Source organism: Streptomyces sp. GLSS-08 (genome assembly GCF_056387915.1).
This window is the reverse complement of sequence record NZ_JBWJAQ010000014.1, coordinates 1-26,768: the sequence shown is the minus strand read 5'-3', so window position 1 is coordinate 26,768 and position 26,768 is coordinate 1. Positions and strand designations below refer to the sequence as shown.

The 26,768-nt window shown below is 71.0% G+C and carries 21 protein-coding genes; 2 read left to right on the top strand and 19 right to left on the bottom strand.

Annotation, left to right across the window (positions count from 1 at the left end; translation table 11 throughout):
• The first annotated feature begins 37 nt into the window (after positions 1 to 37).
• Positions 38 to 1,153, top strand: coding sequence for a mechanosensitive ion channel family protein (locus AC0ZLC_RS24020; RefSeq protein ID WP_476754019.1), 1,116 nt, complete (start codon positions 38 to 40; stop codon positions 1,151 to 1,153).
• Between the two features lie 199 nt (positions 1,154 to 1,352).
• On the opposite strand, the gene AC0ZLC_RS24015 is transcribed toward AC0ZLC_RS24020, so the two are convergent.
• The 5 genes from AC0ZLC_RS24015 to AC0ZLC_RS23995 form a co-directional block, all read right to left on the bottom strand.
• Positions 1,353 to 2,939, bottom strand: coding sequence for a Na+/H+ antiporter (locus AC0ZLC_RS24015; protein WP_476754018.1), 1,587 nt, complete (start codon positions 2,937 to 2,939; stop codon positions 1,353 to 1,355).
• 164 nt (positions 2,940 to 3,103) lie between these two features.
• The gene (locus AC0ZLC_RS24010) at positions 3,104 to 3,571 is read right to left on the bottom strand and encodes a GNAT family N-acetyltransferase (protein WP_476754017.1); all 468 of its coding nucleotides are present in this window, start codon (positions 3,569 to 3,571) and stop codon (positions 3,104 to 3,106) included.
• Positions 3,568 to 4,512, bottom strand: a complete 945-nt coding sequence (locus tag AC0ZLC_RS24005) for an RluA family pseudouridine synthase (RefSeq protein ID WP_358855662.1) — start codon at positions 4,510 to 4,512, stop codon at positions 3,568 to 3,570. The genes AC0ZLC_RS24010 and AC0ZLC_RS24005 overlap by 4 nt, the downstream gene beginning before the upstream one ends.
• Positions 4,513 to 4,587: 75 nt before the next feature.
• Positions 4,588 to 5,292, bottom strand: a complete 705-nt coding sequence (gene lspA / locus AC0ZLC_RS24000) for a signal peptidase II (protein WP_476754016.1) — start codon at positions 5,290 to 5,292, stop codon at positions 4,588 to 4,590.
• Positions 5,293 to 5,367: 75 nt separating this feature from the next.
• Positions 5,368 to 6,567 (bottom strand): TraR/DksA family transcriptional regulator, encoded by a 1,200-nt coding sequence (locus tag AC0ZLC_RS23995; RefSeq protein ID WP_476754015.1) that lies wholly within the window; start codon positions 6,565 to 6,567, stop codon positions 5,368 to 5,370.
• 610 nt (positions 6,568 to 7,177) lie between these two features.
• On the opposite strand from AC0ZLC_RS23995, the gene ileS reads away from it, so the two are divergent.
• Positions 7,178 to 10,324, top strand: a complete 3,147-nt coding sequence (gene ileS / locus AC0ZLC_RS23990; RefSeq protein WP_476754014.1) for an isoleucine--tRNA ligase — start codon at positions 7,178 to 7,180, stop codon at positions 10,322 to 10,324.
• Positions 10,325 to 10,641: 317 nt separating this feature from the next.
• Here the strand turns inward: ileS and AC0ZLC_RS23985 are convergent, their stop codons facing one another.
• The 14 genes from AC0ZLC_RS23985 to AC0ZLC_RS23920 form a co-directional block, all read right to left on the bottom strand.
• Positions 10,642 to 11,832: a DivIVA domain-containing protein gene (locus tag AC0ZLC_RS23985; protein WP_476754013.1), complete on the bottom strand. Its 1,191-nt coding sequence runs from the start codon at positions 11,830 to 11,832 to the stop codon at positions 10,642 to 10,644.
• Between the two features lie 52 nt (positions 11,833 to 11,884).
• Positions 11,885 to 12,175, bottom strand: a complete 291-nt coding sequence (locus AC0ZLC_RS23980) for a YggT family protein (protein WP_121403530.1) — start codon at positions 12,173 to 12,175, stop codon at positions 11,885 to 11,887.
• A gap of 49 nt (positions 12,176 to 12,224) precedes the next feature.
• Entirely contained in the window at positions 12,225 to 12,866 is a 642-nt protein-coding gene (locus AC0ZLC_RS23975) for a cell division protein SepF (protein ID WP_358855320.1), read from the bottom strand.
• A 129-nt stretch (positions 12,867 to 12,995) separates the two neighbouring features.
• Entirely contained in the window at positions 12,996 to 13,715 is a 720-nt protein-coding gene (locus tag AC0ZLC_RS23970; protein WP_476754012.1) for a YggS family pyridoxal phosphate-dependent enzyme, read from the bottom strand.
• Between the two features lie 6 nt (positions 13,716 to 13,721).
• Positions 13,722 to 14,429, bottom strand: a complete 708-nt coding sequence (pgeF, locus tag AC0ZLC_RS23965; RefSeq protein WP_476754158.1) for a peptidoglycan editing factor PgeF — start codon at positions 14,427 to 14,429, stop codon at positions 13,722 to 13,724.
• Between the two features lie 26 nt (positions 14,430 to 14,455).
• A complete protein-coding gene (gene ftsZ / locus AC0ZLC_RS23960; protein WP_476754011.1) occupies positions 14,456 to 15,646 on the bottom strand; it encodes a cell division protein FtsZ in 1,191 nt (396 codons plus the stop codon).
• 275 nt (positions 15,647 to 15,921) lie between these two features.
• Positions 15,922 to 16,716 carry a cell division protein FtsQ/DivIB gene (locus tag AC0ZLC_RS23955; protein WP_476754010.1) on the bottom strand — a complete coding sequence of 265 codons (795 nt, stop codon included), beginning with the start codon at positions 16,714 to 16,716 and terminating at the stop codon, positions 15,922 to 15,924.
• Between the two features lie 15 nt (positions 16,717 to 16,731).
• Positions 16,732 to 17,826 carry an undecaprenyldiphospho-muramoylpentapeptide beta-N-acetylglucosaminyltransferase gene (gene murG, locus AC0ZLC_RS23950; protein WP_356170210.1) on the bottom strand — a complete coding sequence of 365 codons (1,095 nt, stop codon included), beginning with the start codon at positions 17,824 to 17,826 and terminating at the stop codon, positions 16,732 to 16,734.
• Between the two features lie 6 nt (positions 17,827 to 17,832).
• Entirely contained in the window at positions 17,833 to 19,185 is a 1,353-nt protein-coding gene (ftsW, locus tag AC0ZLC_RS23945) for a putative lipid II flippase FtsW (RefSeq protein ID WP_476754009.1), read from the bottom strand.
• A 67-nt stretch (positions 19,186 to 19,252) separates the two neighbouring features.
• Complete coding sequence (gene murD, locus AC0ZLC_RS23940; protein ID WP_476754008.1) at positions 19,253 to 20,671, bottom strand: UDP-N-acetylmuramoyl-L-alanine--D-glutamate ligase; 1,419 nt, start codon at positions 20,669 to 20,671, stop codon at positions 19,253 to 19,255.
• Positions 20,653 to 21,723: a phospho-N-acetylmuramoyl-pentapeptide-transferase gene (mraY, locus tag AC0ZLC_RS23935; protein ID WP_358855322.1), complete on the bottom strand. Its 1,071-nt coding sequence runs from the start codon at positions 21,721 to 21,723 to the stop codon at positions 20,653 to 20,655. The genes murD and mraY overlap by 19 nt, the downstream gene beginning before the upstream one ends.
• Positions 21,723 to 23,129: a UDP-N-acetylmuramoyl-tripeptide--D-alanyl-D-alanine ligase gene (locus tag AC0ZLC_RS23930; protein ID WP_476754007.1), complete on the bottom strand. Its 1,407-nt coding sequence runs from the start codon at positions 23,127 to 23,129 to the stop codon at positions 21,723 to 21,725. Before AC0ZLC_RS23930 ends, mraY begins: the two co-directional genes overlap by 1 nt.
• 4 nt (positions 23,130 to 23,133) lie before the next feature.
• The gene (locus AC0ZLC_RS23925; RefSeq protein ID WP_476754006.1) at positions 23,134 to 24,654 is read right to left on the bottom strand and encodes a UDP-N-acetylmuramoyl-L-alanyl-D-glutamate--2,6-diaminopimelate ligase; all 1,521 of its coding nucleotides are present in this window, start codon (positions 24,652 to 24,654) and stop codon (positions 23,134 to 23,136) included.
• 209 nt (positions 24,655 to 24,863) lie between these two features.
• A partial coding sequence (locus AC0ZLC_RS23920) for a peptidoglycan D,D-transpeptidase FtsI family protein (RefSeq protein WP_476754005.1) occupies positions 24,864 to 26,768 on the bottom strand: 1,905 nt, incomplete at its 5' end.

The window sequence follows — 26,768 nt, the reverse complement described above, 5'->3', positions numbered from 1 at the left end:
AGGTTCAGGTGCGCCTCAGCCGGTTAGGTTCGCAGGCATGGAGAACGTACTGCGTCCGCTGATCGTCGTCGGCGGCTCGGTCGTCCTCACTCTGGTCGCCGGCTGGGCCGTCGACCAGTTGTTGCGACGCACCGACGCCCGGCACCACGAGACCCCGATGTGGGGACTGCTGCGCCGCGGCCGGGTCCCCTTCCAGCTCGTCCTCTGCGCGGCCCTGCTCAGAGGGGGGTACGAGCAGGTCGAGCTGTTCCGGGACCACCGGGTCGTCATGGGCCGCGCCCTGACCCTGGTCCTCATCGGCTCGGCCGCCTGGCTGGTGGTGCGCATCGCGGCGGCGATCGTCGAGACCTCGTACACCCGCTACGCGAACGCCCACCGCGATCCCGCCCGGGTCCGCCGGGTGCGCACCCAGGTGTCCCTGATCCAGCGCGTGGTCACCGCGATCGTCGGGGTGATGGCGGCCGGTGCGATGCTGCTCACCTTCCCGGCGATGCGGGCGGCCGGCGCCTCCCTGCTGGCCTCGGCCGGAATCCTCGGCATCGTCGCCGGTGTCGCCGCCCAGTCCACCCTGAGCAACCTCTTCGCGGGTCTGCAGATCGCCTTCGGCGACATGGTCCGGCTCGGCGACACGGTCGTGGTGGACGGCGAGTGGGGCGTGATCGACGAGATCACACTCACGTTCCTGACGGTAAGGACCTGGGACGAACGCCGGATCACGATGCCTGTGTCGTACTTCACCTCGAAGCCCTTCGAGAACTGGTCGCGCGGCAGCGCCCAGATGACCGGCATCGTCTTCTTCCACCTCGACCACACCGCCCCCGTGTCCCAGATGCGCGACAAGCTCCGCGACATCCTCCGGGAGTGCCCCGCCTGGGACGGCCGCGACTGGGGTCTGGCCGTCACCGACACGACCCCCAGCACCATCCAGGTCCGCGCCCTGGCGACCGCGAAGGACGCGGACGACATATGGACGGTGCGGGTCACGGTGCGCGAGCAGATGATCCGCTGGCTGGCCGCCGAACACCCCTACGCACTGCCCCGGGTCAACACGGCCGACGCGGTACTGCTGCCGTCGGGCAGGAGGAACGGGCGGTCGCCCTTCGAGGGGGCACCCCGGCGGGTCCACGAGACACCGCGGACCGGCCGCGGCTGACCCCTCACGGGCGGCTCAGCAGCACCCGGCGGCGGGGCCCGGTGACCACAGCTCGACCTGTGGCCGCCGGGCCCCGTTCCACGTCGTACGCCGGTGGACCAATCGCACCCGGCGGCACCGCCGCTCACCGCGGGCCGCGCACGTCCGCTGCCGCGGCATGCCCACCGCAGGCCGTGCCCGTCCAGAGGCCGCGGCCCGCTCACCGCAGGCTGCGCACGTCCAGATGCCGCAGCACCCGGTCCACGATCTCCGGGTCGGCCCCCGGCTCACTGCGCGCGGACAGCACCTCGTGCCGGGCCGCGCTCATCATCTCCGCCTGGATCCGGCGCACCTTCTTGATCCGCCGGGCCCGCTGCGCGTGCGCCTCGCGGCGCTCCTCGTCGCCCAGTTCGGGACTGATCCGCAACCCGATGTCGAAGGCCCGGCGCAGCAACTGCTCGGACAGCTCCTCCGGCAGCTCCTCCACCTCCTCGATCTCCTTCAGGCGGCGCTTGGCGGCCTTGGCCGCGCGGATCGCCAGCCCCTTCTCGATCTGCTTCACACTGTCGGTGTCCGCCCGCACCCCGAGCTTCCTGACCAGGAACGGCAGGGTGAGCCCCTGGAGCAGGAGCGTCGCCATGATGACCCCGAAGGCGATGAAGATGATCTCGTCCCGGTTCGGGAAGGGCGAACCGTCGTCCATCTTCAGCGGGATCGCCAGCGCCAGGGCCACCGAGGCCACGCCGCGCATCCCGGACCACCACATCACCACGGTCTCGCGCCACGAGGTCGGGATGTCCTCGTCGTAGTCCCGCTTCGCGTGCAGCCGCTTGGTCAGCCAGGTCGCCGGCAGCAGGTAGAACAGCCGGACGAGTACCACCACGGCGACGATGGCCCCGGCCCAGCCCAGCATCTCGCCCCAGCGCCCCTCGGCGGTGCGGACGGCGTTGTGCAGCTCCAGCCCGATGAGGCCGAACGCGACGCCGGTGACCAGCGTGTCCACCACGTCCCAGACGGTGTGCCCGGCCAGCCGGGTCATCACGTCGTCGGCGTCGGTGGAGTACTCGGCGAGGAACAGCGCGGTCGTCAGCACGGCGAGCACCCCGGACCCGTGCAGCTCCTCGGCCAGGACGTAGGAGGCGTACGGCACCAGCAGGGTCAGGCCGATCTGCAGGGTGGGGTCGCCCAGCAGGTCCATCAGCTTGTTGGCGCCCCAGCCGAGCGCCACTCCGATGACGAGGGCGACCACCGCGGACAGCACCAGGTCGAGGGCGGCGCGCCGCAGGGAGAACGTTCCGCTGACGGCGGCGGCGATCGCGACGTGGTACAGCACGATGGCCGTCACGTCGTTGAACAGGCCCTCGCCCTCCAGTATCGACACCAGCCTGCGGGGCAGCCCCAGCTGTCCGGCGACCGCGGTCGCCGCCACCGGGTCGGGCGGGGCGACCAGGGCGCCGAGCGCGACGGCGGCGGCGATCGGCAGGCCGGGCACGATGGCACCCGCGACCACGGCCACCACCACGGTCGTGACGAACACCAGCGCCACGGCCAGCAGGAAGATCGGCCGCTTGTTGGCCGCGAACTGTCTCCACGAGGTGCGCCGCACCGCGGCGTAGAGCAGCGGCGGCAGCAGCGCGGGCAGGATCAGGTCGGGCGGGATGTCCACGTTCGGGACGAAGTCGAGCAGCGCCAGCACGATCCCGAGGAGCGTCATAAGGATCGGCGCGGGCAGCCCGAACCGTTCGCCGACCGGGACGCTCACCACGGCCCCGAGCAGCAGCACGAACAACAGGGCCAACTGATCCACGGTTCTCAGCGCTCCGACGGTCTAGACGATCATGAAAGGCCAGACGTCCAGCGTGCCACGTGACGAATCCTCACGCCGCGACGGCAGGGGGCCGGGAGGGTCGCACCGCCGGCCACCGCTCCGTGCGGGGAGCACCGTCGGCAACCGGCCCGGGTCGGCCGGCGCTACAGGGAGCGGCGCATCGACCGGTGCGGAATCCCGGCGTCGGGGAACTCCGGCCCGTACGCGACGTAGCCGAGCCGCTCGTAGAAGCCCAGCGCGTGGGTCTGCGCGTGCAGGTCCACCGCGGTCAGTCCACGCGCGCGTGCCGCGTCCTCGATGGCACGCACCAGCGCGGCCCCGACGCCGAGGCCGCGTGCCTCCCGCGTCACCGCGAGCCGCCCCAGGGAGCCGACGGCCGCGTCGCCGCCGGTCCTGGCGGCGGCCGCCGCGCCGTGCAGGAGCCGGCCGGTGCCGAGCGGCACCCCGTCGTCGCGGACCGCCAGGACGTGCAGGGCACCGGCGTCGTACGCGTCGTACTCGATGTCCTGGGGGACCCGCTGCTCGACGACGAATACCTCCTTGCGGACCGCGAAGCACGCCTCACGGTCGGCGGCGTCCTCCGCGACACGCACCACGTAGGCGGCGGTCATGCGTAGCTTTCCTCCCGCACCTTGTCCAGCGCCTGCTGGAGGTCCTGCGGGTACTCGCTCCCGAACTCCACCCACTGCCCGTCACCGGGGTGCTCGAAGCCGAGCCGCACGGCGTGCAGCCACTGCCGGGTGAGGCCGAGCCGCTTGGCGAGCGTCGGGTCGGCGCCGTAGGTCAGGTCGCCGACGCAGGGGTGGCGGTGGGCGGCCATGTGGACGCGGATCTGGTGGGTGCGGCCGGTCTCCAGCTTGACGTCGAGCAGCGAGGCCGCACGGAACGCCTCGACCAGGTCGTAGTGCGTGACGGAGTCCTTGCCCTCGGCGGTCACCGCCCACTTGTAGTCGTGGTTGGGGTGCCGTCCGATGGGGGCGTCGATGGTGCCGCTCGTCGGGTCCGGGTGGCCCTGGACCAAGGTGTGGTAGCGCTTGTCGACCGTGCGCTCCTTGAACTGGCGCTTGAGCGACGTGTACGCGTACTCCGACTTGGCGACGACCATCAGGCCCGACGTGCCCACGTCGAGGCGGTGCACGATGCCCTGGCGCTCGGCGGCACCCGAGGTCGAGATGCGGTACCCGGCGGCGGCGAGCCCGCCGATCACGGTCGGCCCCGACCAGCCGGGACTGGGGTGGGCGGCCACACCGACGGGCTTGACGATCACGAGCACGTCGTCGTCGTCGTGCACGATCTCCATGCCCTCGACGGGCTCGGCGACCACCTGCACGGGGGCGGGCGCCTGGGGCATCTCCACCTCGAGCCAGGCGCCGCCGTGCACCCGTTCGGACTTGCCGACCACCGTGCCGTCGACGAGCACCTTGCCTGCCGCGGCCAGCTCGGCCGCCTTGGTACGGGAGAAGCCGAACATGCGGGAGATGGCGGCGTCGACGCGCTCGCCCTCCAGGCCGTCCGGCACGGGCAGGGTACGGATCTCGGGAATCGTGCTCACCCGTCGAGTATGCCGGACGGGTCCGGCACCACCTGACCAGAACCCGAACGCCAGTGCCCGTGGAAGGGGGTGCGGTCAGTCCTTGTGGACGGTCCCGTCGGGGTCGAGTCCGCGGAAGGACAGCAGCACGATCAGGATGCCGCCGCAGACGATCGCCGAGTCGGCGAGGTTGAAGACCGCGAAGTGCTTCGGCGCGATGAAGTCGACGACCGCGCCCTCGAAGACGCCGGGCGTCCGGAAGATCCGGTCGGTCAGGTTGCCCAGCGCGCCGCCCAGCAGCAGACCGAGCGCGATCGCCCACGGCACGCTGTAGAGCTTGCGCGCGAGCCGGGCGATGACCACGATCACGGCCGCCGCGATCACCGTGAAGATGATGGTGAAGGCCTCACCGAAACCGAAGGCCGCACCCGCGTTGCGGATCGCCTCGAACTTGAGCCAGTCCCCGACGACCTCGATCGGCGCGTGGTGCTCCAGCTTCGCGACGACCAGCATCTTGCTGACGAGGTCGAGGGCGTACGCCAGCGCGGCGACGGTGAACAGGACCGCGATCCGGCGCCTGCCCCTGGGCCGCGCGGGCCCGTCCGCCGCCCCGTCCGGGGCGCTCTCGCCCGCGCCCCGGTCCGGCGCCGTGGAGCCGGCGCCGGACCGGTCGGCCGGGACCCGCGCACCGTCGGAGCCGGACCGCTCCCCCGGCGCCGCGTGCCCCTCGGACCGCTCCGGCTCGGCCCCCGACGCGTTAGGGGTTTCCGGCGTACCGATGATGCGCTCCGCCTCTGCCACGTGAGTCCCTCAACCTAGGTGCCTGACTGAGGAGAGAGTACGGCACGAGTCTCCCTGGCCACGTGCTCAGGACGGTCAGGAACGGCGCTCCTGCTTCTGCTTGCACTCGACGCACAGAGTGGCCCGCGGGAAGGCCTGCATCCGCGCCTTGCCGATGGCGTTGCCGCAGTTCTCGCACAGCCCGTAGGTGCCCGCTTCGAGACGATTGAGGGCACGCTCGGTCTGGTCGAGCATCTCGCGCGCGTTGGCCGCGAGGGACATCTCGTGCTCACGGGTGATGTTCTTGGTGCCGGTGTCAGCCTCGTCGTCACCGGCACCGTCGCCGGAGTCCCGCATCAGGCCGACCAGGGCCTCCTCGGAGGCCGTGATCTCCGCGCTCAGCCGCGCCGACTCGGACGCCAGCCCGGCGCGCGCCTCCTCGACCTCCTCCGGAGTCCAGGGGTCCTCGCCGGGGCGCACCGCGAGCTCGCCGGGTTCCGCCCCGGCGAGCCGCGCCTTGGGGACCGCGCCGGGGTTCTTCGCCGCCGTGGCCGTGCCAGGGGTCTTCTTCGCAACCACCGTCGTGGCTCCCGTCTTCTTCGCGGCCTCCGCCGCGCCCTCGGCCGCGGACGCGACCGCCTTGTCGGCCCTGCTGGTGCTCTTGGGGGCCGCACTGCTCGCACCGGCCCTCCGGTTCTCCTCGTCGCCCTGCACGGCGGCGCCCTCCGCCGGGCCCGGCGCCTCCGGTACGGCCTTTTGTGCCGAGGCCTTCTTCCCGCCGGAGGTGCGTGCCCTCTTCGCGGGAGCCTTCTTCACCGGCGTCTTCGCCGGTGAAGTCACCGACGCCGGCTCCGCCGTCGCCCGCGCGGGTGTCCCGTCCGCCCCGGCCGGTGCCGCCTCCGTGCCCTTCCCCGCGGCGGCCGTCCTGCGGCCCGCGGTCTTCCCGGCCACCGCCTCCTTGGCGGCCGTGGCCTTCTTGGCGGCCGTCTTCGCGGAGGAGGCCTTCGCCGAGGATGCCTTCGCCGGGGAAGCCTTCTTCGCGGCCGTCTTCGCGGGGGCCGCCACCACCTCCGAGGCGGTCGTCCGCCTGGCGGCGGTCTCCGTGGCGGACGTCTTCGATGCGGACCCCTTCGATGCCGACGTCGTCGACGCGGACGTCTTCGTGGCGGCGGCCTTTCCCGCGGCGCGCGCCGCGGGTGCCCCCTGTGCGTGCTTCCGGCCCTCCACGTCCTTGGCCGCCGGACCCGTGGATCTGCCGGACGCCGACTGCTGTACGGCGGTCTTCTTCGCCACCATGGCCGCGGCCCCTTCACATATTGTGATCTTGCTCGCGAATCGTGCTGGGACGATAAATCGACTTCACGCCCGCGGCAACGGGGCACGCCCGCGATTCGCCCGCCCCACGGATGCCGTGCGGCGAGCCTGCAACCGTTGTGCCCAGCTCCCCGCCGGGTAATCCGCCGATCCTGGCGTCCCGGGATCCGGACCCGGGGGCCGCGCCATTCGGGTCAGCCCGCAGCCCGGAGCGGCCCTTGACGGCACCGGCCCCGCCCCCCTCAAAAGCGGTCGGCCGCTGTCCCCGCGGCGCCGTACACTGGGCGGAGCGAAAAGCGTGGATGGGGACGAGTAGCGGCGTAGGCGGCCAGGAGCGACCCGGGGACGGTGGAAGCCCGGGGGCCAGCGCGACGTGAAGATCACCCCGGAGCCGCCGGAAGAACACCCCGCACGGGGCCAGTAGAGCCGGCATCGCGACCCCAATGAGGGGGCTCACCGGTGCACACCGCGCACCGGAGGGCCAAGGAGGGTGGTACCGCGGGAGCGCGCCGCACACGGCGTCCGTAGCTACGGCAGAAGAGCTCTCGTCCCTCCGACGGAAGGCAGAAAGTCCGTTGGAGGAAGCTCGCCGATGACAGCGCCGACGTACCGCCAGGTGCCCGCCCAGGTCGACCTGCCCGCCCTCGAGCACGCCGTGCTCGACTTCTGGCGCGAGCAGAAGATCTTCACCAAGAGCCTCGAGCAGTCCGAGGGCCGACCCGAGTGGGTGTTCTACGAGGGCCCGCCCACCGCCAACGGCATGCCCGGCGCCCACCACATCGAGGCGCGCGTCTTCAAGGACGTGTTCCCGCGCTTTCGCACCATGCGCGGCTACCACGTGGCCCGCAAGGCCGGCTGGGACTGCCACGGCCTGCCGGTCGAGATCGCGGTGGAGAAGGAGCTCGGGTTCAACGGCAAGAAGGACATCGAGGCGTACGGCATCGCCGAGTTCAACGCCAAGTGCCGTGAGTCCGTGACGCGCCACACCGACGCCTTCACCGAGCTCACGAACCGCATGGGCTACTGGGTGGACCTCGACGACGCCTACCGCACGATGGACCCCGAGTACGTGGAGTCCGTCTGGTGGTCGCTGAAGGAGATCTTCAACAAGGGCCTCCTGGTCCAGGACTACCGCGTCGCCCCGTGGTGCCCGCGCGACGAGACGGGTCTGTCGGACCACGAGCTGGCGCAGGGCTACGAGACGATCGTCGACCCGTCGGTGTACGTCCGTTTCCCGCTCACCTCCGGTCCGCTCGCCGGCGACGCCGCCCTCCTCGTCTGGACGACGACTCCCTGGACGCTGGTCTCCAACACCGCCGTCGCCGCCCACCCCGGCGTGACGTACGTCGTCGCGACGAACGGCGAGGAGAAGCTCGTCGTCGCCGAGCCGCTCGTCGAGAAGGCGCTCGGCGAGGGCTGGGAGACCACCGGGGAGACCTTCACCGGCGCCGAGATGGAGCGCTGGACCTATCAACGTCCGTTCGAGCTCGTCGAGTTCCCGGAGCCGGCCCACTACGTGGTCAACGCCGAGTACGTGACCACCGAGGACGGTACGGGTCTGGTCCACCAGTCCCCCGCCTTCGGTGAGGACGACCTCAAGGTCTGCCGCGCCTACGGCCTGCCCGTCGTGAACCCGGTCCGGCGGGACGGCACCTTCGAGGAGGACGTCCCGCTCGTGGGCGGCGTGTTCTTCAAGAAGGCGGACGAGAAGCTCACCGAGGACCTCCAGCAGCGCGGTCTGCTCTTCAAGCACATCCCGTACGAGCACAGCTACCCGCACTGCTGGCGCTGCCACACCGCGCTCCTGTACTACGCGCAGCCGTCCTGGTACATCCGCACCACCGCCATCAAGGACCGTCTCCTCCAGGAGAACGAGAAGACCAACTGGTTCCCCGACTCGGTCAAGCACGGCCGCTTCGGCGACTGGCTGAACAACAACATCGACTGGGCGCTGTCCCGCAGCCGCTACTGGGGCACCCCGCTGCCCCTGTGGACCTGCGAGGAGGGCCACCTCACGTGCGTCGGCTCCCGCGCGGAGCTCTCCGAACTGACGGGCACGGACCAGTCCGGCCTCGACCCGCACCGCCCGTACATCGACGCGGTCACCTTCGCATGCCCCGAGGACGGCTGCGGCCGGACGGCGACCCGCGTCCCGGAGGTCATCGACGCCTGGTACGACTCGGGTTCGATGCCGTTCGCGCAGTGGGGCTACCCGTACAAGAACAAGGAGCTGTTCGAGAGCCGCTACCCGGCGCAGTTCATCTCGGAGGCCATCGACCAGACCCGCGGCTGGTTCTACACGCTGATGGCGGTCGGCACGCTCGTCTTCGACAAGTCCAGCTACGAGAACGTGGTCTGCCTCGGCCACATCCTCGCCGAGGACGGCCGCAAGATGTCCAAGCACCTGGGCAACATCCTGCAGCCGATCCCGCTGATGGACCAGCACGGAGCCGACGCGGTGCGGTGGTTCATGGCGGCCGGCGGCTCCCCGTGGGCGGCCCGCCGGGTGGGCCACGGCACGATCCAGGAGGTCGTCCGCAAGACCCTCCTCACGTACTGGAACACGGTCGCGTTCCAGGCCCTGTACGCCCGCACCTCCGGCTGGGCACCGAGCGAGGCCGATCCGGCCCCGGCCGACCGCCCGGTCCTGGACCGCTGGCTGCTGTCCGAACTGCACGCGCTCAGCGACCAGGTGACGCAGGCCCTGGAGTCGTACGACACCCAGCGCGCCGGAAAGCTCCTGTCGGCGTTCGTCGACGACCTGTCCAACTGGTACGTGCGCCGCTCCCGTCGCCGCTTCTGGCAGGGCGACAAGGCGGCCCTGCGCACCCTGCACGAGGTCATCGAGACCGTCACGCGCCTGATGGCCCCGCTCACCCCGTTCATCACCGAACGGGTCTGGCAGGACCTGGTCGTCCCGGTCGCCCCGGACGCCCCGGAGTCGGTGCACCTCTCGTCCTGGCCCCAGGCGGACCTGTCCGCCATCGACCCTGAGCTGTCGAAGCAGATGGTCCTCGTCCGCCGACTGGTGGAGCTGGGCCGTGCCACGCGCGCGGAGTCCGGCGTCAAGACCCGTCAGCCGCTGTCCCGCGCGCTGGTCGCCGCGACCGGCTTCGCGTCCCTCGACCCGGAACTGCACGCGCAGATCACGGAGGAGCTGAACGTCAGCTCGCTCGCCTCCCTCTCCGAGGTGGGCGGCTCCCTGGTCGACACGACGGCCAAGGCGAACTTCCGCGCCCTGGGCAAGCGCTTCGGCAAGGGCGTCCAGGCGGTCGCGAAGGCCGTCGCGAACGCCGACGCTGCCGCCCTGTCCCTCGCCCTGCGCGAGGGCACGGCCTCGGTCGAGGTCGACGGCGAGACGGTCACCCTGGCCCCCGACGAGGTGATCATCACAGAGACCCCGCGCGAGGGCTGGTCCGTCGCCTCCGACTCGGGCGCGACGGTCGCCCTCGACCTGGAGATCACCGAGGAACTCCGCCGCGCGGGCCTCGCCCGTGACGCGATCCGCCTGATCCAGGAGGCCCGCAAGAACAGCGGCCTCGACGTGGCCGACCGCATCGCCCTGCGCTGGACCGCCACCGACCCGGCCGTCATCGCCGCCCTGTCCGAACACTCCGCCCTCATCGCGGACGAGGTCCTCGCCACGGACTTCTCCCAGGCCGAACCCGACGACACCTACGGCCCGGCCTTCACGGACGAGTCCCTGTCCCTGACCTTCCACCTCCGCAAGGCCCACTGACAGCCCGCCCGGAGCCTTCCAGCCCGTCCGGCGTTCGAGGACGAGCGCGAAGCGCGAAGGGGGTCCGGGGGGACGCAGCCCCCGGGCTCGGGACGGGAAGGGGCGGAGGGGGCGGAGAAACCCCCACGCCCACCCCCGCACTGGGCACGGACGAAGGCCCGGGGCCACCGCATCCGCGGTGGCCCCGGGCCTTCGCCGTCCCCGCACCGCACGCACGCACAAAGGCAGCCGCACGGCAAGACAAAAGGGCGGGGCCCCCGGGTGATTCCGGGGGCCCCGCCCTGACGCTGCCGACGCCCAAGGCGTACGGAAGGCCGTCAGTTGTCGTCCTCGTCGATCAGGAAGCCACGCATCGGCGAGGGAGCCTGCTGCATCGGCGACGGCCCCTGCGGCCGCACCGGCGCCATCGGCTGCGTCATGGCCGGGGACATCTGCTGCTGACCGCCGTAGGACGGAGCGGCCTGCGACTGGTTGCCACCCATGCCCTGGTTGCCGTAGCCCGGCGCGCTCGCACCGGCCGGCGCCATGGAGGGCGCGGACGACGACGGCAGCGACGGGGCCGCCGGCGTACGCGGCGGAGCCAGCGAGTCGTCGGCCTGGGTCTCCAGCTGACGCAGCTGCGACTCCAGGTACGACTTCAGACGCGTGCGGTACTCGCGCTCGAAGCCACGCAGGTCCTCGACCTTGCGCTCCAGCGTGGCGCGAGCGGACTCCAGGGAGCCCATCGCCACGCGGTGCTTCTCCTGCGCGTCCCGCTCCAGCGCGTCGGCCTTGGCACGGGCGTCACGCTCGAGGCCCTCGGCACGGCTGCGGGCCTCGCCGACGATCTTGTTGGCCTCGGAGCGGGCCTCGGCGATCGCCTGGTCGGCGGTCTGCTGGGCCAGCGAGAGCACGCGGGCCGCGCTGTCGCCGCCGGGGCCCTGGCCGGGCTGCTGCATCTGCGGGCCGTGATTGCCCATGGGACCGCCCATCTGGCCGCCCATGTGCTGCTGCATCTGTCCCTGCATCTGTCCCTGCATCGGACCGGGACCCTGGCCCATCGGCCCCTGGCCCATCGGACCCTGGCCCATCTGACCCTGGCCCATCGGACCGGGACCCTGCGGACCGCCCTGGCCACTGGGGCCGGCGGGCAACTGCGGCGCACCGCTCGGCAGCTGGGGCGGACCGCCCATGGGGCCACCCATCTGCTGCTGCGGCGGGCCCGATATGCCGGCGGGCACGGGAGCACCCGGACCGCGCATGCCCTGCGGCGGACCCTGCTGCTGATGCTGCTGGTGCTGCTGGTCCTGCTGCTCGGGCGGCTTGCGCATGCCCTGCTGCTGGTTCTGCGCAGCCGCGCGCGTGGCCGCCGCCAGTTTGGCGCGCAGGTCCTCGTTCTCGCGGAGCAAGCGCGTCAGTTCGGCTTCGACCTCGTCGAGGAAGGCATCGACCTCGTCCTCGTCATAGCCTTCTCGGAGGCGGACGGTCGTGAACTGCTTGTTCCGCACGTCCTCGGGGGTCAACGGCATCTCTTCACCTCAACGTAGTCATCGGCAGTCGGCAAGACCGTATCGTCCACAGTCACCTCGCGAGATTGCCCACGAGAGTGATCAGGATGTAGACGATGATCATCAGTACGAAGAAGGACAGGTCAAGTGCCACACCCCCGAGACGCAGTGGCGGAATGAACCGCCTCAGCAGCTTGAGCGGTGGATCGGTGACAGTGTAGGTGGCCTCCAGAACGACCACCATCGCCTTGCCGGGTTGCCATGAGCGGGCGAACTGGAAGACGTAGTCCATGACCAGCCGGAAGATCAGCACGATGAGGAAGCACATCAGCGCGACGTAGAGAATCTCCAAAACCACGCCCATGATCCGTGCGTCCCTCTCCCCTGTTCCGTGCCGTGTCCGGTCCTGCGTCTCAGCTCTGGTTGAAGAACCCGCCCTCTGCGATGCGGGCCTTGTCCTCCGCCGTGACATCGACGTTAGCAGGCGACAACAGGAACACCTTCTGCGTCACCCGCTCGATGCTGCCGTGAAGACCAAACACCAAACCGGCCGCAAAGTCGACAAGTCGCTTCGCGTCCGTGTCATCCATCTCGGTCAGATTCATGATCACCGGGGTGCCCTCACGGAAGTGTTCCCCGATGGTACGGGCCTCGTTGTAGGTCCGCGGGTGCAGCGTGGTGATCCGGTACGGCTCTCGCTCGGACACGACCTTGGGCATGATCACCGGTGCGTTCTTCTCCATGTTCTGACGTTCTTGTGTGATGGACGCCACGGGGGCGATTCGCGCGGGACGCCCGGATTCCGCGGCGAGCGAAGCGGAATGCGGCACGGGGTCGCGCTGCACCGGCGGCTGCACCACTCGCACCGGTTCGTCCCTTTGTGGCTGATGTGCCTGGTGCGACTGGTGAGACGGCTCGTGCCGCCTGCGGTCCCGCTCGGGCTCCGGGTCGAGCTCGGGCTCGAAGTCGTCGTCGGGGTCGAATCCCCTGCCGTCGTACCCATCGTCCTCCACGAGGCCGAGGTAGACCGCCATCTTGCGCATCGCGCCGGCCATGCTCTGAGTCCTCCGCTCTGTGGTGGATCGGCTGACGACTTGCCAAGTGCCTGCGATCCACGAGGTCGTTTTGCCCGCCTATCGGCGGAATGACCATATTTTCTGCTGTGGTCCGACTTCTTGGCGACGTTACCCGAGCCCGGGGCGGACGCCGAGTACCGCGGTGCCGACGCGTACATGTGTCGCTCCGGCCGCCACGGCCTGCTCGAGGTCCGCACTCATCCCTGCGGAGACCATGTTCGCAGCCGGATGAGCGCCGCGCAGGACAGTCGACAAATCCATCAGCCGCTCGAACGCCGCCGGTTGACGACCCGCGTACGGCCCGGTGAGGGGGGCGACGGTCATCAGTCCGTCGAGCCGGAGCCCTGGGGCGCCCGCGACGAGGTCCCCCAACTCCTCGATCCCGCCCGGGCCCACGCCGCCGCGCTCGCCCCGGCCGCTCTCCCCCGCGTCGAGCGCGACCTGGATGAGACAGCCCAGTTCCCGCCCCGTCCGGACCGCTTCCTTCGACAGAGCCGTGACGAGCTTGGGACGGTCGACGGACTGCACGACATCGGCATAACCGACCACGGAGCGCACCTTGTTGGTCTGCAACTGACCGACAAAATGCCACGAGAGGGGCAGATCCTCGCACTCCGCGGCCTTGGGTGCCGCGTCCTGGTCCCGGTTCTCGGCGACGTGCCGCACACCGAGTTCCGAGAGGATCCGCACATCGCTCGCCGGGTAGGTCTTGGTGACCACGATCAGGGTCACCTCTTCCCGCCCGCGCCCCGCGGCCGCGCACGCCGCGGCGATGCGTTCTTCCACTTCCGCCAGATTTACGGCGAGTTGCGCCTTACGGTCCGTCATGCCCCATCAGTCCAGCCAGACATAGCCGGCGAGCCGCCCGGTCGCGCGGTCCCGTCGGTACGAGAAGTGGTCATCCGATTCGATCGTGCACACCGGCGACTGCTCCCGGTCGCGCACCCCGAGCCGTTCCAGCTGCGCGTGCACGCCGGCGGTCACGTCGACCGCCGGCGTGCCCCAGCTCGTCTCGGCGTACGCCGCGGGCTCGGCCGCGGCGACGTCGGCACGCATGGCGTCCGGCACTTCGTAGCACCGGCCGCAGACCGCGGGCCCGGTGCGGGCGACGATCCGGGACGGCTCGGCGCCGAGTTCCGCCATCGCCGCGACCGCGGCCGGTACGACTCCGGCGACCATGCCGGGCCGCCCGGCGTGCGCGGCGGCGACCACCCCGGCGACGGGGTCGGCGAGCAGCACCGGCGTGCAGTCCGCGGTGAGTACGGCGAGGGCGAGGCCGCGCCGGACGGTGACGAGCGCGTCGACCTCGGGTACCGGCCGGTCCCCCCACGGCTCGTCGACCACCGCCACGTCGGGTCCGTGCACCTGGTTCATCCAGACGACCCCGGCCGGGTCGAGTCCCAGGGACTTGGCGGCCAGTTCGCGGTTGGTGCGTACGGCGTCGGGGTCGTCGCCGACCGCTCCGCCGAGGTTGAGCTCCTCGTACGGAACGGCGCTCACTCCGCCCCACCGGTCGGTGAAGGCGAAGTGGGCGCCGCCCAGTGTGCTCGTTCCGGAGCGATGTCCTATCACTTCAGGAAGTCCGGCACGTCCAGCTCTTCGGCCGCGCTGTCCGAGTAGGAGCGGGACGGCGGGACCGGCGGGGCGACCGGCAGCTCGTTGACCGGCTCCGGAGCGGGCTCCGGCGCCTCCTTCGGCGTGACGCTGCCGAGCGAGCCGAAGGTCGGGCGGCTGTCGGAGGAGCGCACCGGGGTGGGCTCCTCACGCTTGGCCGACGAGGACCCGAGGACGGTGTCCCGCTTGGACGGCGGCTGACCGCCGTCGAAGCCGGCGGCGATGACGGTGACCCGCACCTCGTCGCCGAGGGCGTCGTCGATGACCGCGCCGAAGATGATGTTGGCCTCGGGGTGCGCGGCCTCGCTCACCAGCTGGGCGGCTTCGTTGATCTCGAACAGGCCGAGGTCGGAGCCGCCGGAGATGGAGAGCAGCACGCCGCGCGCGCCGTCGATGGAGGCTTCGAGGAGCGGCGAGGAGATCGCCATCTCCGCGGCCGCCACCGCGCGGTCGTCGCCGCGGGCCGAGCCGATGCCCATGAGGGCCGAACCCGCCTCGGACATCACGGACTTGACGTCGGCGAAGTCGAGGTTGATCAGACCGGGCGTGGTGATGAGGTCGGTGATGCCCTGCACACCGGACAGCAGGACCTGGTCCGCCGACTTGAACGCGTCGAGGACCGAGACCTGGCGGTCCGAGATGGACAGCAGCCGGTCGTTGGGGATGACGATGAGGGTGTCGACCTCTTCGCGGAGTTCCGCGATGCCGTCCTCGGCCTGGTTGGCCCGGCGGCGCCCCTCGAAGGTGAAGGGGCGCGTGACCACGCCGATGGTGAGGGCGCCGAGTGAACGGGCGATGTTGGCCACGACGGGTGCTCCGCCGGTGCCGGTGCCGCCGCCTTCACCGGCGGTCACGAAGACCATGTCGGCCCCCTTGAGGACCTCCTCGATCTCCTCGCGGTGGTCCTCGGCCGCCTTGCGGCCGACGGCCGGGTTGGCTCCTGCGCCGAGTCCGCGGGTGAGTTCACGGCCGACGTCGAGTTTGACGTCGGCGTCGCTCATCAACAGAGCTTGCGCGTCGGTGTTGATGGCGATGAACTCGACGCCCTTGAGACCGACCTCGATCATCCGGTTGATGGCATTGACACCACCGCCGCCGACACCGATGACTTTGATGACTGCGAGGTAGTTCTGCGGTGCTGCCACGTCGAAGGCCTCTCGCCTCGAGTTACGTGTCGCCGCCTCGCTGTCTCGCGATCCGACGACTGATGCCGAATGGGACGGTCCGAACGCCGACCCGAACCCTAACGCTGAAGTTTAGGGTTACCAGTGTGTCTGTTCCTTGGACTCTTCCGAACAGGACACTAAGTCGACAAGTGGCGCACGTTCAACGAACACGCCGAACCTCCCGTTTTTCTTTTCACCCTATGTGATCAGGCGTAGCGCTGCCCAACCAGGGTGCTGGCCTGCACGGATGTGCGTCAATTCCCGGCTGACGCAGGGGCGGTGGGCACGCTGACGTCGAAGTCCCTGGCTCCGGAGGCTGCTTTCATGAGGGCGGTGAGCGTACGGGCCTTGGCGCGGCCCTGCTCGCCGCTGCCCCAGGTGACGGTGCGGCCGCCGCTCAGCTCCAGCGAGATGGAGTCGTACGAGCGGACCTTGACGGTGCGGGTGTCGCGGGCGACGGCGGCCGGCAGGTCGCCGGCGACCCGGACCGCCTCGCGGACCAGCCGGCCGGTGCCGAAGCGGCGCAGCCCGGCGGAGTGGGAAACCGTCAGTTCGAGTGCCGGGACGCCCTTCGGGGGGCGTGAAACCGTGGCGAATCGCACTCCCTTCGCGTCCACTTCGACGTACTTGCCGCTCTTTTCAGGGTGTTTGACGATCAGGACCGGGGTGCGTTCGGTCACTTTCAGCGCGATTCCCCGGGGCCAGGACCGGACGACGTCGACCGAGTCGATCCGGGGCAGTTTCCGGCGCAGTCGTGCCTCGATGGCGCCGGTGTCGACCGACACGAGCGGGGAGCCGACCGGCACTTCGGCCGCGTCGCGCACCTGCCGCGCCGTCAGCACCCGCGTGCCGGAGGCGGACACCTTCTCGACGCGCAGCCAGTGGGAGCCGTAGAGGACCCAGACGGAGGCGGCCCCGGTCAACACCAGGGCGAGCAGAAGGATGATGAGCGTACGAGGTCGGGGCAGCCGCCCCACGCGGGGCGGCCGGGGCGGGCCGGACTGCGGTTTCTGCCGTTCGCCACGTTCGGCGGTCGTCGGTCCGGCCACGCTCCCTGCCTCCTGTCACGCGCGGTGGCGCGACGCAATCGCCTCGTACACCATGCCGACGAGCAGGTCGTCGGCGTCCCGGCGGCCGAACTCGCTGGCGGCGCGGGACATCTCGAACAGCCGGTGCGGGTCGGCCAGCACGGGCAGCACGTTCGCCTGGATCCACTCGGGCGTCAGTTCCGCGTCGTCGACCAGCAGTCCGCCGCCCGCCTTGACCACCGGCTGGGCGTTGAGCCGCTGTTCGCCGTTGCCGATGGGCAGCGGGACGTAGGCGGCCGGAAGCCCGACGGCGGAGAGTTCGGCCACGGTCATCGCACCCGCCCGGCAGAGCATCATGTCGGCCGCGGCGTACGCGAGGTCCATCCGGTCCACGTACGGTACCGGGATGTAGGGGGGCATCCCCGGCATCTGCTGGACCTGCGGCAGTTCGTTCTTGGGCCCGACCGCGTGCAGGATCTGGATGCCGGCCTGCTGGAGGTACGGAGCGACCTGCTGGACGACCTCGTTGAGGCGCCGGGCGCCCTGCGAGCCGCCGGAGACCAGCAGGGTCGGCAGGGCGGGGTCCAGGCCGAAGGCGGCCCGGGCCTCGGGGCGTACGGCGGCGCGGTCCAGCGTGGCGATGGAGCGGCGCAGCGGGATGCCGATGTAGCGGGCGCCGCGCAGCTTGCTGTCCGGCGTCGAGACGGCGACCTGGGCGGCGTACCGCGAGCCGATCTTGTTGGCCAGGCCCGGCCGCGCGTTGGCCTCGTGGATGACGATCGGCACCCCGAGGCGCTTGGCGGCGAGGTAGCCGGGGAGGGCGACGTAGCCCCCGAAGCCGACCACGGCGTCCGCCTTGGTGCGCTCCAGGATCTGCTCGGCGGCCTTGATCGTGCCGCGCAGCCGTCCGGGGACGGTGATCAGCTCGGGCGTGGGCTTGCGTGGCAGCGGCACGGCGGGGATCAGCGCGAGATCGTAGCCCCGCTCGGGCACCAGTCGGGTCTCAAGTCCGCGCTCCGTGCCCAGGGCCGTGATTCCCACGGTCGGGTCCTGCCTGCGCAGGGCGTCCGCGAGGGCGAGCGCGGGCTCGATGTGGCCGGCGGTCCCCCCGCCGGCGAGTACGACATGCACCGAAATTCACCGCTCTCCGGACGAACGCGCCGAGGCACGCCGTCGCATCGTGTTCCATCTCCGAGGCTCTCCAGAACCTCTGACCGCAGCACGCTTTCTACCAAAGCGGGGTTGCCGCATGGCAAGCGCAGCCCGCGCAGCGGGCTCGTCGCGTGCGAAGGCGATCAGCAGCCCGATGGCGAACATGGTCGGCAGCAGGGCGGAACCCCCGTAGGAGAACAGCGGGAGCGGGACTCCGGCGATCGGCAGCAGGCCGAGCACCGCACCGATGTTGATCACGGCCTGCGCCGTGATCCAGGTGGTCACGCCTCCCGCGGCATACCTGACGAAGGGGTCCTCCGTGCGTCCGGCCACGCGGATACCCGCATAGCCTAGAGCCGCGAAGAGGGCGAGCACCGACAGCGTCCCTGACAGACCCAGTTCCTCCCCGGTGATGGCGAAGATGAAGTCGGTGTGCGCTTCCGGCAGTTGACCCCATTTCTCCACGCTCGCGCCGAGCCCGGATCCGAAGAGCCCACCGGACGCGAGGGCGTAGATCCCGTGCACGGCCTGCCAGCACTGGTCGTTCGCGCCGGGATCCGTCGCGCCGATGCAGGCGAGCCGTGACATGCGGTTGGGGCTGGTCTTGATGAGGATGACGCCGATCGTCGCGGCGACGGCCAGGACGCCCGCGAAGAGCCGCGTGGGGGCACCGGCGAGCCACAGCAGGCCGAACAGGATCGCGGTGAGGATGATCGCGGTCCCCATGTCGCCGCCGAGCATGATCAGCCCCAGCAGCATGAAGGCGACCGGCACCAGGGGCACCAGCATGTGCTTCCACTGGGCCAGCAGCCGCCTGTCCTCCTTGCGGGCGAGCAGGTCGGCGCCCCACAGCACGAGCGCGAGCTTGCCGAACTCGCTGGGCTGGAGCTGGAAGGGCCCGCCGACGGAGATCCAGTTCTGGTTCCCGTTGACCGACATCCCTATCCCCGGCACCTGCACCAGGATCATCAGGAAGACCGATCCGGCCAGTATCGGGTAGGCCAGCGCCCGGTGCAGCTTCACCGGCATCCGCGAGGCGAGCAGCAGCAGCCCGGTGCCGATGACGGCCGCCAGGAACTGCTTGCGGAAGAAGTACGACCCCGGCAGGGACAGCTGGAGCGCCTTGATCATCGAGGCCGAGTAGACCATCACCAGGCCGAGCACGGTGATCAGCAGGCTGCTGCCGAAGATCAGGTAGTACGCGGTCAGCGGCCGGTCCCAGGCGCGGCGGGCGCGCACGACGAAGCCGCGCAGCGGGTTCTCGCCCGGGTGGCGCGGCGCCGCGGGACGCCTGGCGGCCCGCTGCACGGGGGGCCGGCCGGTACGGCTACTGGGCATCGGGGTCTCCGGGCCACAACGGTGTCACGCGTCCGTCCCTCCCAAGGTCGCCCGGCAGGCGGCCGGGTCAGGCGCCGAGTTCGCGAACCGCCTCCGCGAACGCGTCACCGCGCTTGTTGTAGTTGGCGAACATGTCCATCGAGGCGCAGGCCGGGGCCAGCAGTACCGTGTCCCCCGGCTCCGCGAGCCGTCGCGCCTCCTGGACAGCCGCGCGCATCGCCCCAGTGTCCGTCCGGTCCAGGTCGACGACCGGGACTTCGGGCGCGTGTCGCGCCAGCGCTTCCCGGATGAGGGCGCGGTCGGCGCCGATGAGCACGGCGCCCCGGAGCCGCTTCGCGGACCTTGCGACCAGCTCGTCGAAGGACGCGCCCTTGGCGAGGCCGCCCGCGATCCACACGATCGACTCGTAGGCGGCCAACGAGGCTTCCGTGGCATGGGTGTTGGTCGCCTTGGAGTCGTCGACGTACGCGACGGCGTCCACGTCCGCGACGTGCGCGATGCGGTGGGCGTCCGGCCGGAAGGCCCGCAGCCCGTCGCGTACGGCCGCCGCGGGCACCCCGTAGGCGCGCGCGAGGGCTGCCGCGGCAAGGGCGTTGGCGATGTTGTGCGGGGCGGGCGGCTGGACGTCAGAGACCTGCGCCAGCTCCTGGGCGTTCTTCTGCCGGTCCTCGACGAAGGCGCGGTCGACCAGGATGCCTTCCACGACGCCGAGTTGGGAGGGTCCCGGCGTGCCGAGCGTGAAGCCGACCGCCCGGCAGCCCTCCTCGACGTCCGCCTCGCGCACCAGGTCCTCGGTGGCCTCGTCGGCCACGTTGTAGACGCAGGCGACGCGATTGCCCTCGTAGACACGGCCCTTGTCGGCGGCGTACGCCTGCATGGAGCCGTGCCAGTCGAGGTGGTCGGGCGCGAGGTTGAGGACGACGGCGGAGTGGGCGCGCAGGGAGGGAGCCCAGTGCAGCTGGTAGCTGGAGAGTTCGACGGCGAGCACGTCGTAGGGTTCGTCGCCGAGGACCACGTCGAGCAGCGAGACGCCGATGTTGCCGACGGCCGCGGTGCGCAGCCCGGCCGCCTTCAGGATCTCGGCGAGCATCTGCACGGTCGTGGTCTTGCCGTTGGTGCCGGTGACCGCGAGCCAGGGCGCCGCGTCCGGGCCGCGCAGGCGCCAGGCCAGTTCGACGTCGCCCCACACCGGGACGCCCGCCTCGGCGGCCGCAATGAACAGCGGCTTGTCGGGCTGCCAGCCGGGCGTGGTGACGACGAGTTCGGTGCCCGCGGGCAGGGTCGCCCCGTCACCGAGCCGCACGGAGACGCCGAGCGCCTCCAGCTCCGCCGCCTGGGCCCGCGCGCGCTCGTCGTCGCCGTCGTTGACGACCGTGACGACGGCGCCGAGGCCGTGCAGCACGCGGGCCGCCGGGATGCCGGAGACGCCGAGCCCGGCGACGGTGACGTTCTTCCCCTGCCAGTCGGTCACTTCTTGGCTGCCCATCCTGCGTAGAAGAGGCCGAGTCCGACGATCACGCACATGCCCTGGATGATCCAGAAGCGGACCACGACCAGGACCTCGGACCACCCCTTGAGTTCGAAGTGGTGCTGGAGCGGTGCCATGCGGAAGACGCGCTTGCCGGTGAGGCGGAAGGAGCCGACCTGGATGACGACCGACATGGTGATCAGGACGAAGAGGCCGCCGAGCAGCGCGAGCAGGAACTCGGTGCGGGAGCAGATCGCGAGACCGGCCAGCGCGCCGCCGAGGGCCAGTGAGCCGGTGTCACCCATGAAGATCTTGGCGGGCGAGGTGTTCCACCACAGGAAGCCGAAGCAGGCGCCCATGAGGGCGGCCGCCACGACGGCGAGGTCGAGCGGGTCGCGCACCTCGTAGCAGGCGCCCGGATTGGCGAGGGTCTGCGCGTTGGCGCAGGACTCCTGGAACTGCCAGACGCCGATGAAGGTGTACGCGCCGAAGACCATGACGGAGGCGCCGGTGGCGAGGCCGTCCAGACCGTCCGTCAGGTTCACGCCGTTCGACATCGCGAGGATCATGAACAGCGCCCAGACCACGAACAGGACCGGGCCGATGGACCAGCCGAAGTCCTGCACGAAGGAGAGCTTCGTGGAGGCCGGGGTGTTGTTGCGGTTGTCCGCGAACTGCAGCGAGAGCACCGCGAAGGAGACGCCGACGATCAGCTGGCCGGCCATCTTGGCCTTGGCCCGCAGACCGAGCGAACGCCGCTTGACGATCTTGATGTAGTCGTCCAGGAAGCCGACCACGCCCATGCCCGCCATCAGGCCGAGGACCAGCAGCCCGGAGAACGTCGGCGGTTTGCCGGTGATCACCTTGCTGAGGAAGTAGGCGATGATCGTGGCCAGGATGAACGCGATGCCACCCATGGTCGGCGTACCGCGCTTGCTGTGGTGCTCGCGCGGGCCGTCGTCCCGGATGTACTGGCCGTAGCCCTTGCGGGCCAGCAGCTTGATCAGCAGCGGCGTGCCCACGAGAGTCAGGAAGAGACCGATGACTCCCGCGAACAGGATCTGGTTCATCATCGGGCTGCGACCTCACCCTCGGTGCCGGTCTCGAGCAGCGCGTGCGCCACCCGTTCGAGCCCGACCGACCGGGACGCCTTCACGAGTACGACATCCCCTGGGCGCAGCTCGCTGCGCAACAGGTCGACAGCCGCCTGTGCGTCGGACACGTGCACCGACTCCTCACCCCACGAACCCTCGTTATATGCGCCCAGTTGGAGCCAGGACGCTTCCCTGCCCCCGACCGCGACGAGCTTGCTGACGTTGAGCCGGACGGCGAGCCGTCCGACCGCGTCGTGCTCGGCGAGCGCCTCGTCCCCGAGCTCGGCCATCTGACCGAGCACCGCCCAGGTCCGCCGCCCCTTGCCCATCGCCACGAGCGCGCGCAGGGCGGCTCGCATGGACTCGGGGTTCGCGTTGTAGGCGTCGTTGACGACCGTCACGCCGTCCGGGCGCTCGGTGACCTCCATCCGCCAGCGGGAGAGGGAGCCCGCCTCGGAGAGCGCACGGGCGATCTCGTCTGCGGACATGCCCAGCTCATGGGCGACGGCGGCCGCGGCGAGCGCGTTCGACACGTGGTGCTCACCGTACAGGCGCATGGTCACATCGCTGCACCCGGAGGGTGTGCGAAGGCTGAAGGCGGGCTGTCCGGTCTCCGTGAGCCGGACGTTCTCGGCACGTACGTCCGCTTCGTCGGACTCTCCGAAGAGAATCACGCGGGCTTTCGTGCGGGAGGCCATGGCGCGGACGAGGGGATCGTCGGCGTTGAGGATCGCGGCGCCGTCCTCGGGCAGGCTCTCGACCAGCTCGCCCTTGGCCTGGGCGATCTGCTCCCGGCCGCCGAACTCGCCGATGTGGGCGCTGCCGACGTTGAGGACGAGGCCGACCTTCGGCGGGGTCAGGCCCGCGAGGTAGCGGATGTGCCCGATACCGCGGGCGCCCATCTCCAGGACGAGGAACCTGGTCTCCTCGGTGGCGCTGAGCGCGGTGAGCGGCAGCCCGATCTCGTTGTTGAGCGAGCCGGGCGTGAAGACGGTCGGCGCCTTGCGCCGCAGCACCTGGGCGATCAGGTCCTTGGTGCTGGTCTTGCCCGCGGAGCCGGTGAGGGCCACGAGGGTCGCGCCGAGCCGTTCGACGACGTGCCGTGCGAGGGCGCCGAGCGCCGCCTGCACGTCCTCGACGACGATGGCGGGCACCCCGACCGGCCGCGAGGCCAGTACGGCGGCCGCACCGGCGTCGACGACCGCGCGCGCGTAGTCGTGGCCGTCCACGCGTTCGCCGACGAAGGCGACGAAGAGGCTGCCGGACTCCACTTCACGGGAGTCCCGGACGACGGGTCCGGTGACCATGACCGACGGATCCGGTATGTCGTGCGTCTGCCCGCCGACGACTTCTGCGATCTCGGCGAGAGAGAGGGCGATCACAAGTTCATCCCTGGGTCTTCTGGATAGCTTCGCGAAGCACCTGGCGGTCGTCGAAGGGACGGACCACCCCGGCGATGTCCTGGCCCTGCTCGTGGCCCTTGCCGGCGACCAGCACGGTGTCGCCGGGTTGTGCGCGGGCGACGGCGGCGGCGATGGCGGCGGCCCGGTCCTCGAAGACCGCGACCTCGCCGCGCTGGTGCGAGGGCACCTCGGCGGCGCCCGCGAGCATGGTCGCGAGGATCGCCAGCGGGTCCTCGGAGCGGGGGTTGTCGGAGGTCAGTACGGCGGTGTCGGCGAGCCGCGCCGCGGCGGCGCCCATCGGCATCCGCTTGGTGGTGTCCCGGTCGCCGCCGCAGCCGAGCACGATGTGCAGGCGGCCCTCGGTGACCTTGCGCAGGGCGCGCAGGACCGACTCGACGGCGTCCGTCTTGTGGGCGTAGTCGACCACCGCGAGGTAGGGCTGGCCCTCGTCCACGCGCTCCAGGCGGCCCGGTACGCCCGGCACCGCGGCGATGCCGTCCGCGGCGTCCTGCGGGCCGATCCCGGCGGCGGCGAGGGCGACGATCGCGGCGAGCGTGTTGGCGACGTTGAAGGTGCCGGCGAGCGGCGACCTCGCCGTGATCCGCTCCCCCTGGGGGCCGGTCACGGTGAACGTCGAGTCCATGGGGCCGACCTGGACGTCCTCGGCCCGCCAGTCGGCGTCCGGGTGGCCCTCGGCGGAGAAGGTGACGACCGGGACGGTGGCCTCCTTGACCAGCCGGCGGCCGTACTCGTCGTCGAGGTTGACCACGCCGAGCCTGCTGCGTTCCGGCGTGAACAGCTGCGCCTTCGCCTGGAAGTAGTCCTCCATGCCGGAGTGGAACTCCATGTGCTCCGGGCTGAGGTTGGTGAAGACGCCGATGTCGAAGACGCAGCCGTCGACCCGGCCGAGGACCAGCGCGTGGCTGGACACCTCCATGGCGACCGCCTCGACGCCGCGCTCGCGCATCACCGCGAACAGGGCCTGGAGGTCGGTTGCTTCGGGGGTCGTGCGCTCCGACTTGATGCGCTCGTCGCCGATGCGCATCTCGACCGTGCCGATCAGGCCGGTGGAGCGGACCGTCTTCAGGCCGCCCTCGACGAGGTACGCCGTGGTGGTCTTGCCCGAGGTTCCGGTGATGCCGATCTGGAGCAGGTCGCGGCCGGGGTGGCCGTAGATCGTGGCCGCGAGTTCGCCCATCTCCCGGCGCGGCTCGTCGACGACGAGCACCGGCAGACCGGTGGCGGCGGCGCGGTCGGCCCCGGTCGGGTCGGTCAGCACGGCGGCGGCGCCGAGCCCGGCCGCCTGCGTCACGAAGTCGGCGCCGTGCATCCGGGCGCCGGGCAGGGCCGCGTACAGGTCCCCGGGGCGTACGGCACGGGAGTCGTGCGTGATGCCCGTGATGTCCGCGGCCGGCGCCGGGACGGTGACGCCCAGCTGATCGGCGAGCTCCGCGAGGGGTGTGGCGGAGATCCGAACCGGTCGCGGCGGCCCCGGAAATGTCACAGGAACGCCCTTCTGGGTGGTTTGGGACTGATCAGCGTGTGGCACGGCGGTGAGCGTACCGGGCACACCCCCGCCGGAGCGAAGTGAGGGGCGCGGGTGGCCCTGGTTCCCGTGGTCGGGAGTGATCGTTGTCACGAGCTGGTTCCTGGTCGGTGTTCCGGATGGTGCTGGATTTCCGGTCGGTGCTGATCAGGGCGTGGAGCCGGGGTTCAGGGCGTGAAGCTGACGGGCAGCCGGGCGGGACCGGCACCGGTGGGCGGGATCTGGAGGGTCTTGAGGGCGAACTCCATGACCTGCTTGTAGATGGGTCCGCAGATCTGACCGCCGAAGTAACTGCCCCTGGTGGCGTTCTGGATCGCGCAGTAGACGGTGACCCGCGGTTTGTCCGCGGGCGCGAATCCGGCGAACGACGAGGTGTATCCGTGGTACTTCCCGGTGGCCGGATCCACACGGTTGGCCGTACCGGTCTTGCCCGCGACCCGGTAGCCGGGGATGCGGGCCCGGGCCCCGGTGCCCTCCTCGTCGTCCACCACGGACTCGAGCATCTGGGCAAGGGTCTTCGCCGTCTTCTTGCTCACGACCCGCGTCTTCTTGGGCTTCGGGGCGGGAGCGAAGCGCCCGTCGGGTCCCTTCGCGCCGCGCACGAGCGTCGGCTCGACGCGTACGCCGCCGTTGGCGATCGTCGAGTAGACGGAGGTGGCCTGCATCGCGTTGATCGACACGCCCTGGCCGAAAGGGATCGTGTACTGCTGCGAGGTGGACCACTTGTCGGCGGGCGCGAGGATGCCCTTCGTCTCGCCCGGGAAGCCGAGTCCGGTGGGGCTGCCGATGCCGAACCTGCGCAGGTACGAGTGGAGGATGCGGTTGGCCTGCTTCTGCGTCCTGCCGAGCTGACCGGTGGCCAGGATGGTGCCGATGTTGCTGGACTTGGCGAGGACGCCGTTGAGCGTCAGGTTCCAGGTCGGGTGGTCGATGTCGTCCTGGAAGAGCCGGTCGCCGCGGTGCAGCCGGTTCGGCACGACGACGTGCGTCGCGGGCGTGGCGACGTTCTCCTCCAGCACGGCGGCCATCGACATGACCTTGGCGGTGGAGCCGGGCTCGAAGGCGTCCTGGAGGGCCGCGTTGCCCAGCGCCGCCGAGCTGGCCTGGGAGAGGTCGTTCGGGTCGAAGCCGGGCGAGTTGGCCATGGCGAGGATCTCGCCGGTCCGGGTGTCCTGCACCATCACGTACCCGCGGTCCGCCCCGGACTTCTTCACCTGCTCGGAGATGGCGTTCTGCGCCGCCCACTGGATGTCGCGGTCGATGGTCAGCTCGACGTCGGAACCGGCCACCGCGGGCGTCTCGGTGGAGCCCGCGGTCGGCACCTGGCGCCCGCCGGACTGGGCGTAGCGGATCTTGCCGTCCTTGCCGGCGAGTTCCTCGTCCAACTGCTGCTCGACCCCGCCGCCGCCCTTGCCGTCGGCGTTGACCCAGCCCAGTATCCCGGCGGCGAGTTCGCCGTTGGGGTACACGCGCTTGCTGGCGGGCACCGCGAGGACGCCCGCGAGGACGTTGACGGTGCCCTCGTCGGTCTCGGCCTTCGCCGCGAGCGTGGTCTTCAGGTCCTTGATCTGCTTCCAGACCTGGGGCGTCTGGCGGTGCGCCAGCAGTGTGTAGCGGGAGTTCTTCGCGCCCAGCTTCCCGGCGACGGTCTCCATGTCCTGGCCCAGGATCGGGGCGAGGAGCGCGGCGGCCTGCTCGGGCGCGTCGGTCGTCTTCGTCGTACCGGGCGTGAACATCATGGGGTCGGCCGTGATGTCGTACGCGTCCACGCTGGTCGCGAGCTCCACGCCGTTGCGGTCCGTGATGCCGCCGCGCTCGGCGGCCAGCGTGCGTCCGACGTAGCGGTTCTGCTCGGCCTTCGCCGCGTACGCGCTCGCGTCCACGGCCTGCACCTGGAGCAGCCGTACGACGAAGGCGAGCATCACCAGGGTCAGCGCCAGGCTGACCATGCGCAGCCGGGGGCGCGGGCTGCCGAGGCGGATGATGCGCGGGGCGCCCGGCCGGGGCGCGCCCGGGCGGCGGCCGGGGCGGGCGCCGGGGCCCGGACGCGACCGGCCCGCGGGGCAGGCGGG

Coding starts and splice junctions, on each gene's coding strand:
- AC0ZLC_RS24020 (WP_476754019.1), top strand. CDS start 38: ATGGAGAACGTACTGCGTCCGCTGATCGTCGTCGGCGGCTCGGTCGTC.
- AC0ZLC_RS24010 (WP_476754017.1), bottom strand. CDS start 3,571: ATGACCGCCGCCTACGTGGTGCGTGTCGCGGAGGACGCCGCCGACCGT.
- AC0ZLC_RS23995 (WP_476754015.1), bottom strand. CDS start 6,567: ATGGTGGCGAAGAAGACCGCCGTACAGCAGTCGGCGTCCGGCAGATCC.
- ileS (WP_476754014.1), top strand. CDS start 7,178: ATGACAGCGCCGACGTACCGCCAGGTGCCCGCCCAGGTCGACCTGCCC.
- AC0ZLC_RS23985 (WP_476754013.1), bottom strand. CDS start 11,832: ATGCCGTTGACCCCCGAGGACGTGCGGAACAAGCAGTTCACGACCGTC.
- AC0ZLC_RS23980 (WP_121403530.1), bottom strand. CDS start 12,175: ATGGGCGTGGTTTTGGAGATTCTCTACGTCGCGCTGATGTGCTTCCTC.
- AC0ZLC_RS23975 (WP_358855320.1), bottom strand. CDS start 12,866: ATGGCCGGCGCGATGCGCAAGATGGCGGTCTACCTCGGCCTCGTGGAG.
- AC0ZLC_RS23970 (WP_476754012.1), bottom strand. CDS start 13,715: ATGACGGACCGTAAGGCGCAACTCGCCGTAAATCTGGCGGAAGTGGAA.
- ftsW (WP_476754009.1), bottom strand. CDS start 19,185: ATGCCCAGTAGCCGTACCGGCCGGCCCCCCGTGCAGCGGGCCGCCAGG.
- murD (WP_476754008.1), bottom strand. CDS start 20,671: ATGGGCAGCCAAGAAGTGACCGACTGGCAGGGGAAGAACGTCACCGTC.
- mraY (WP_358855322.1), bottom strand. CDS start 21,723: ATGAACCAGATCCTGTTCGCGGGAGTCATCGGTCTCTTCCTGACTCTC.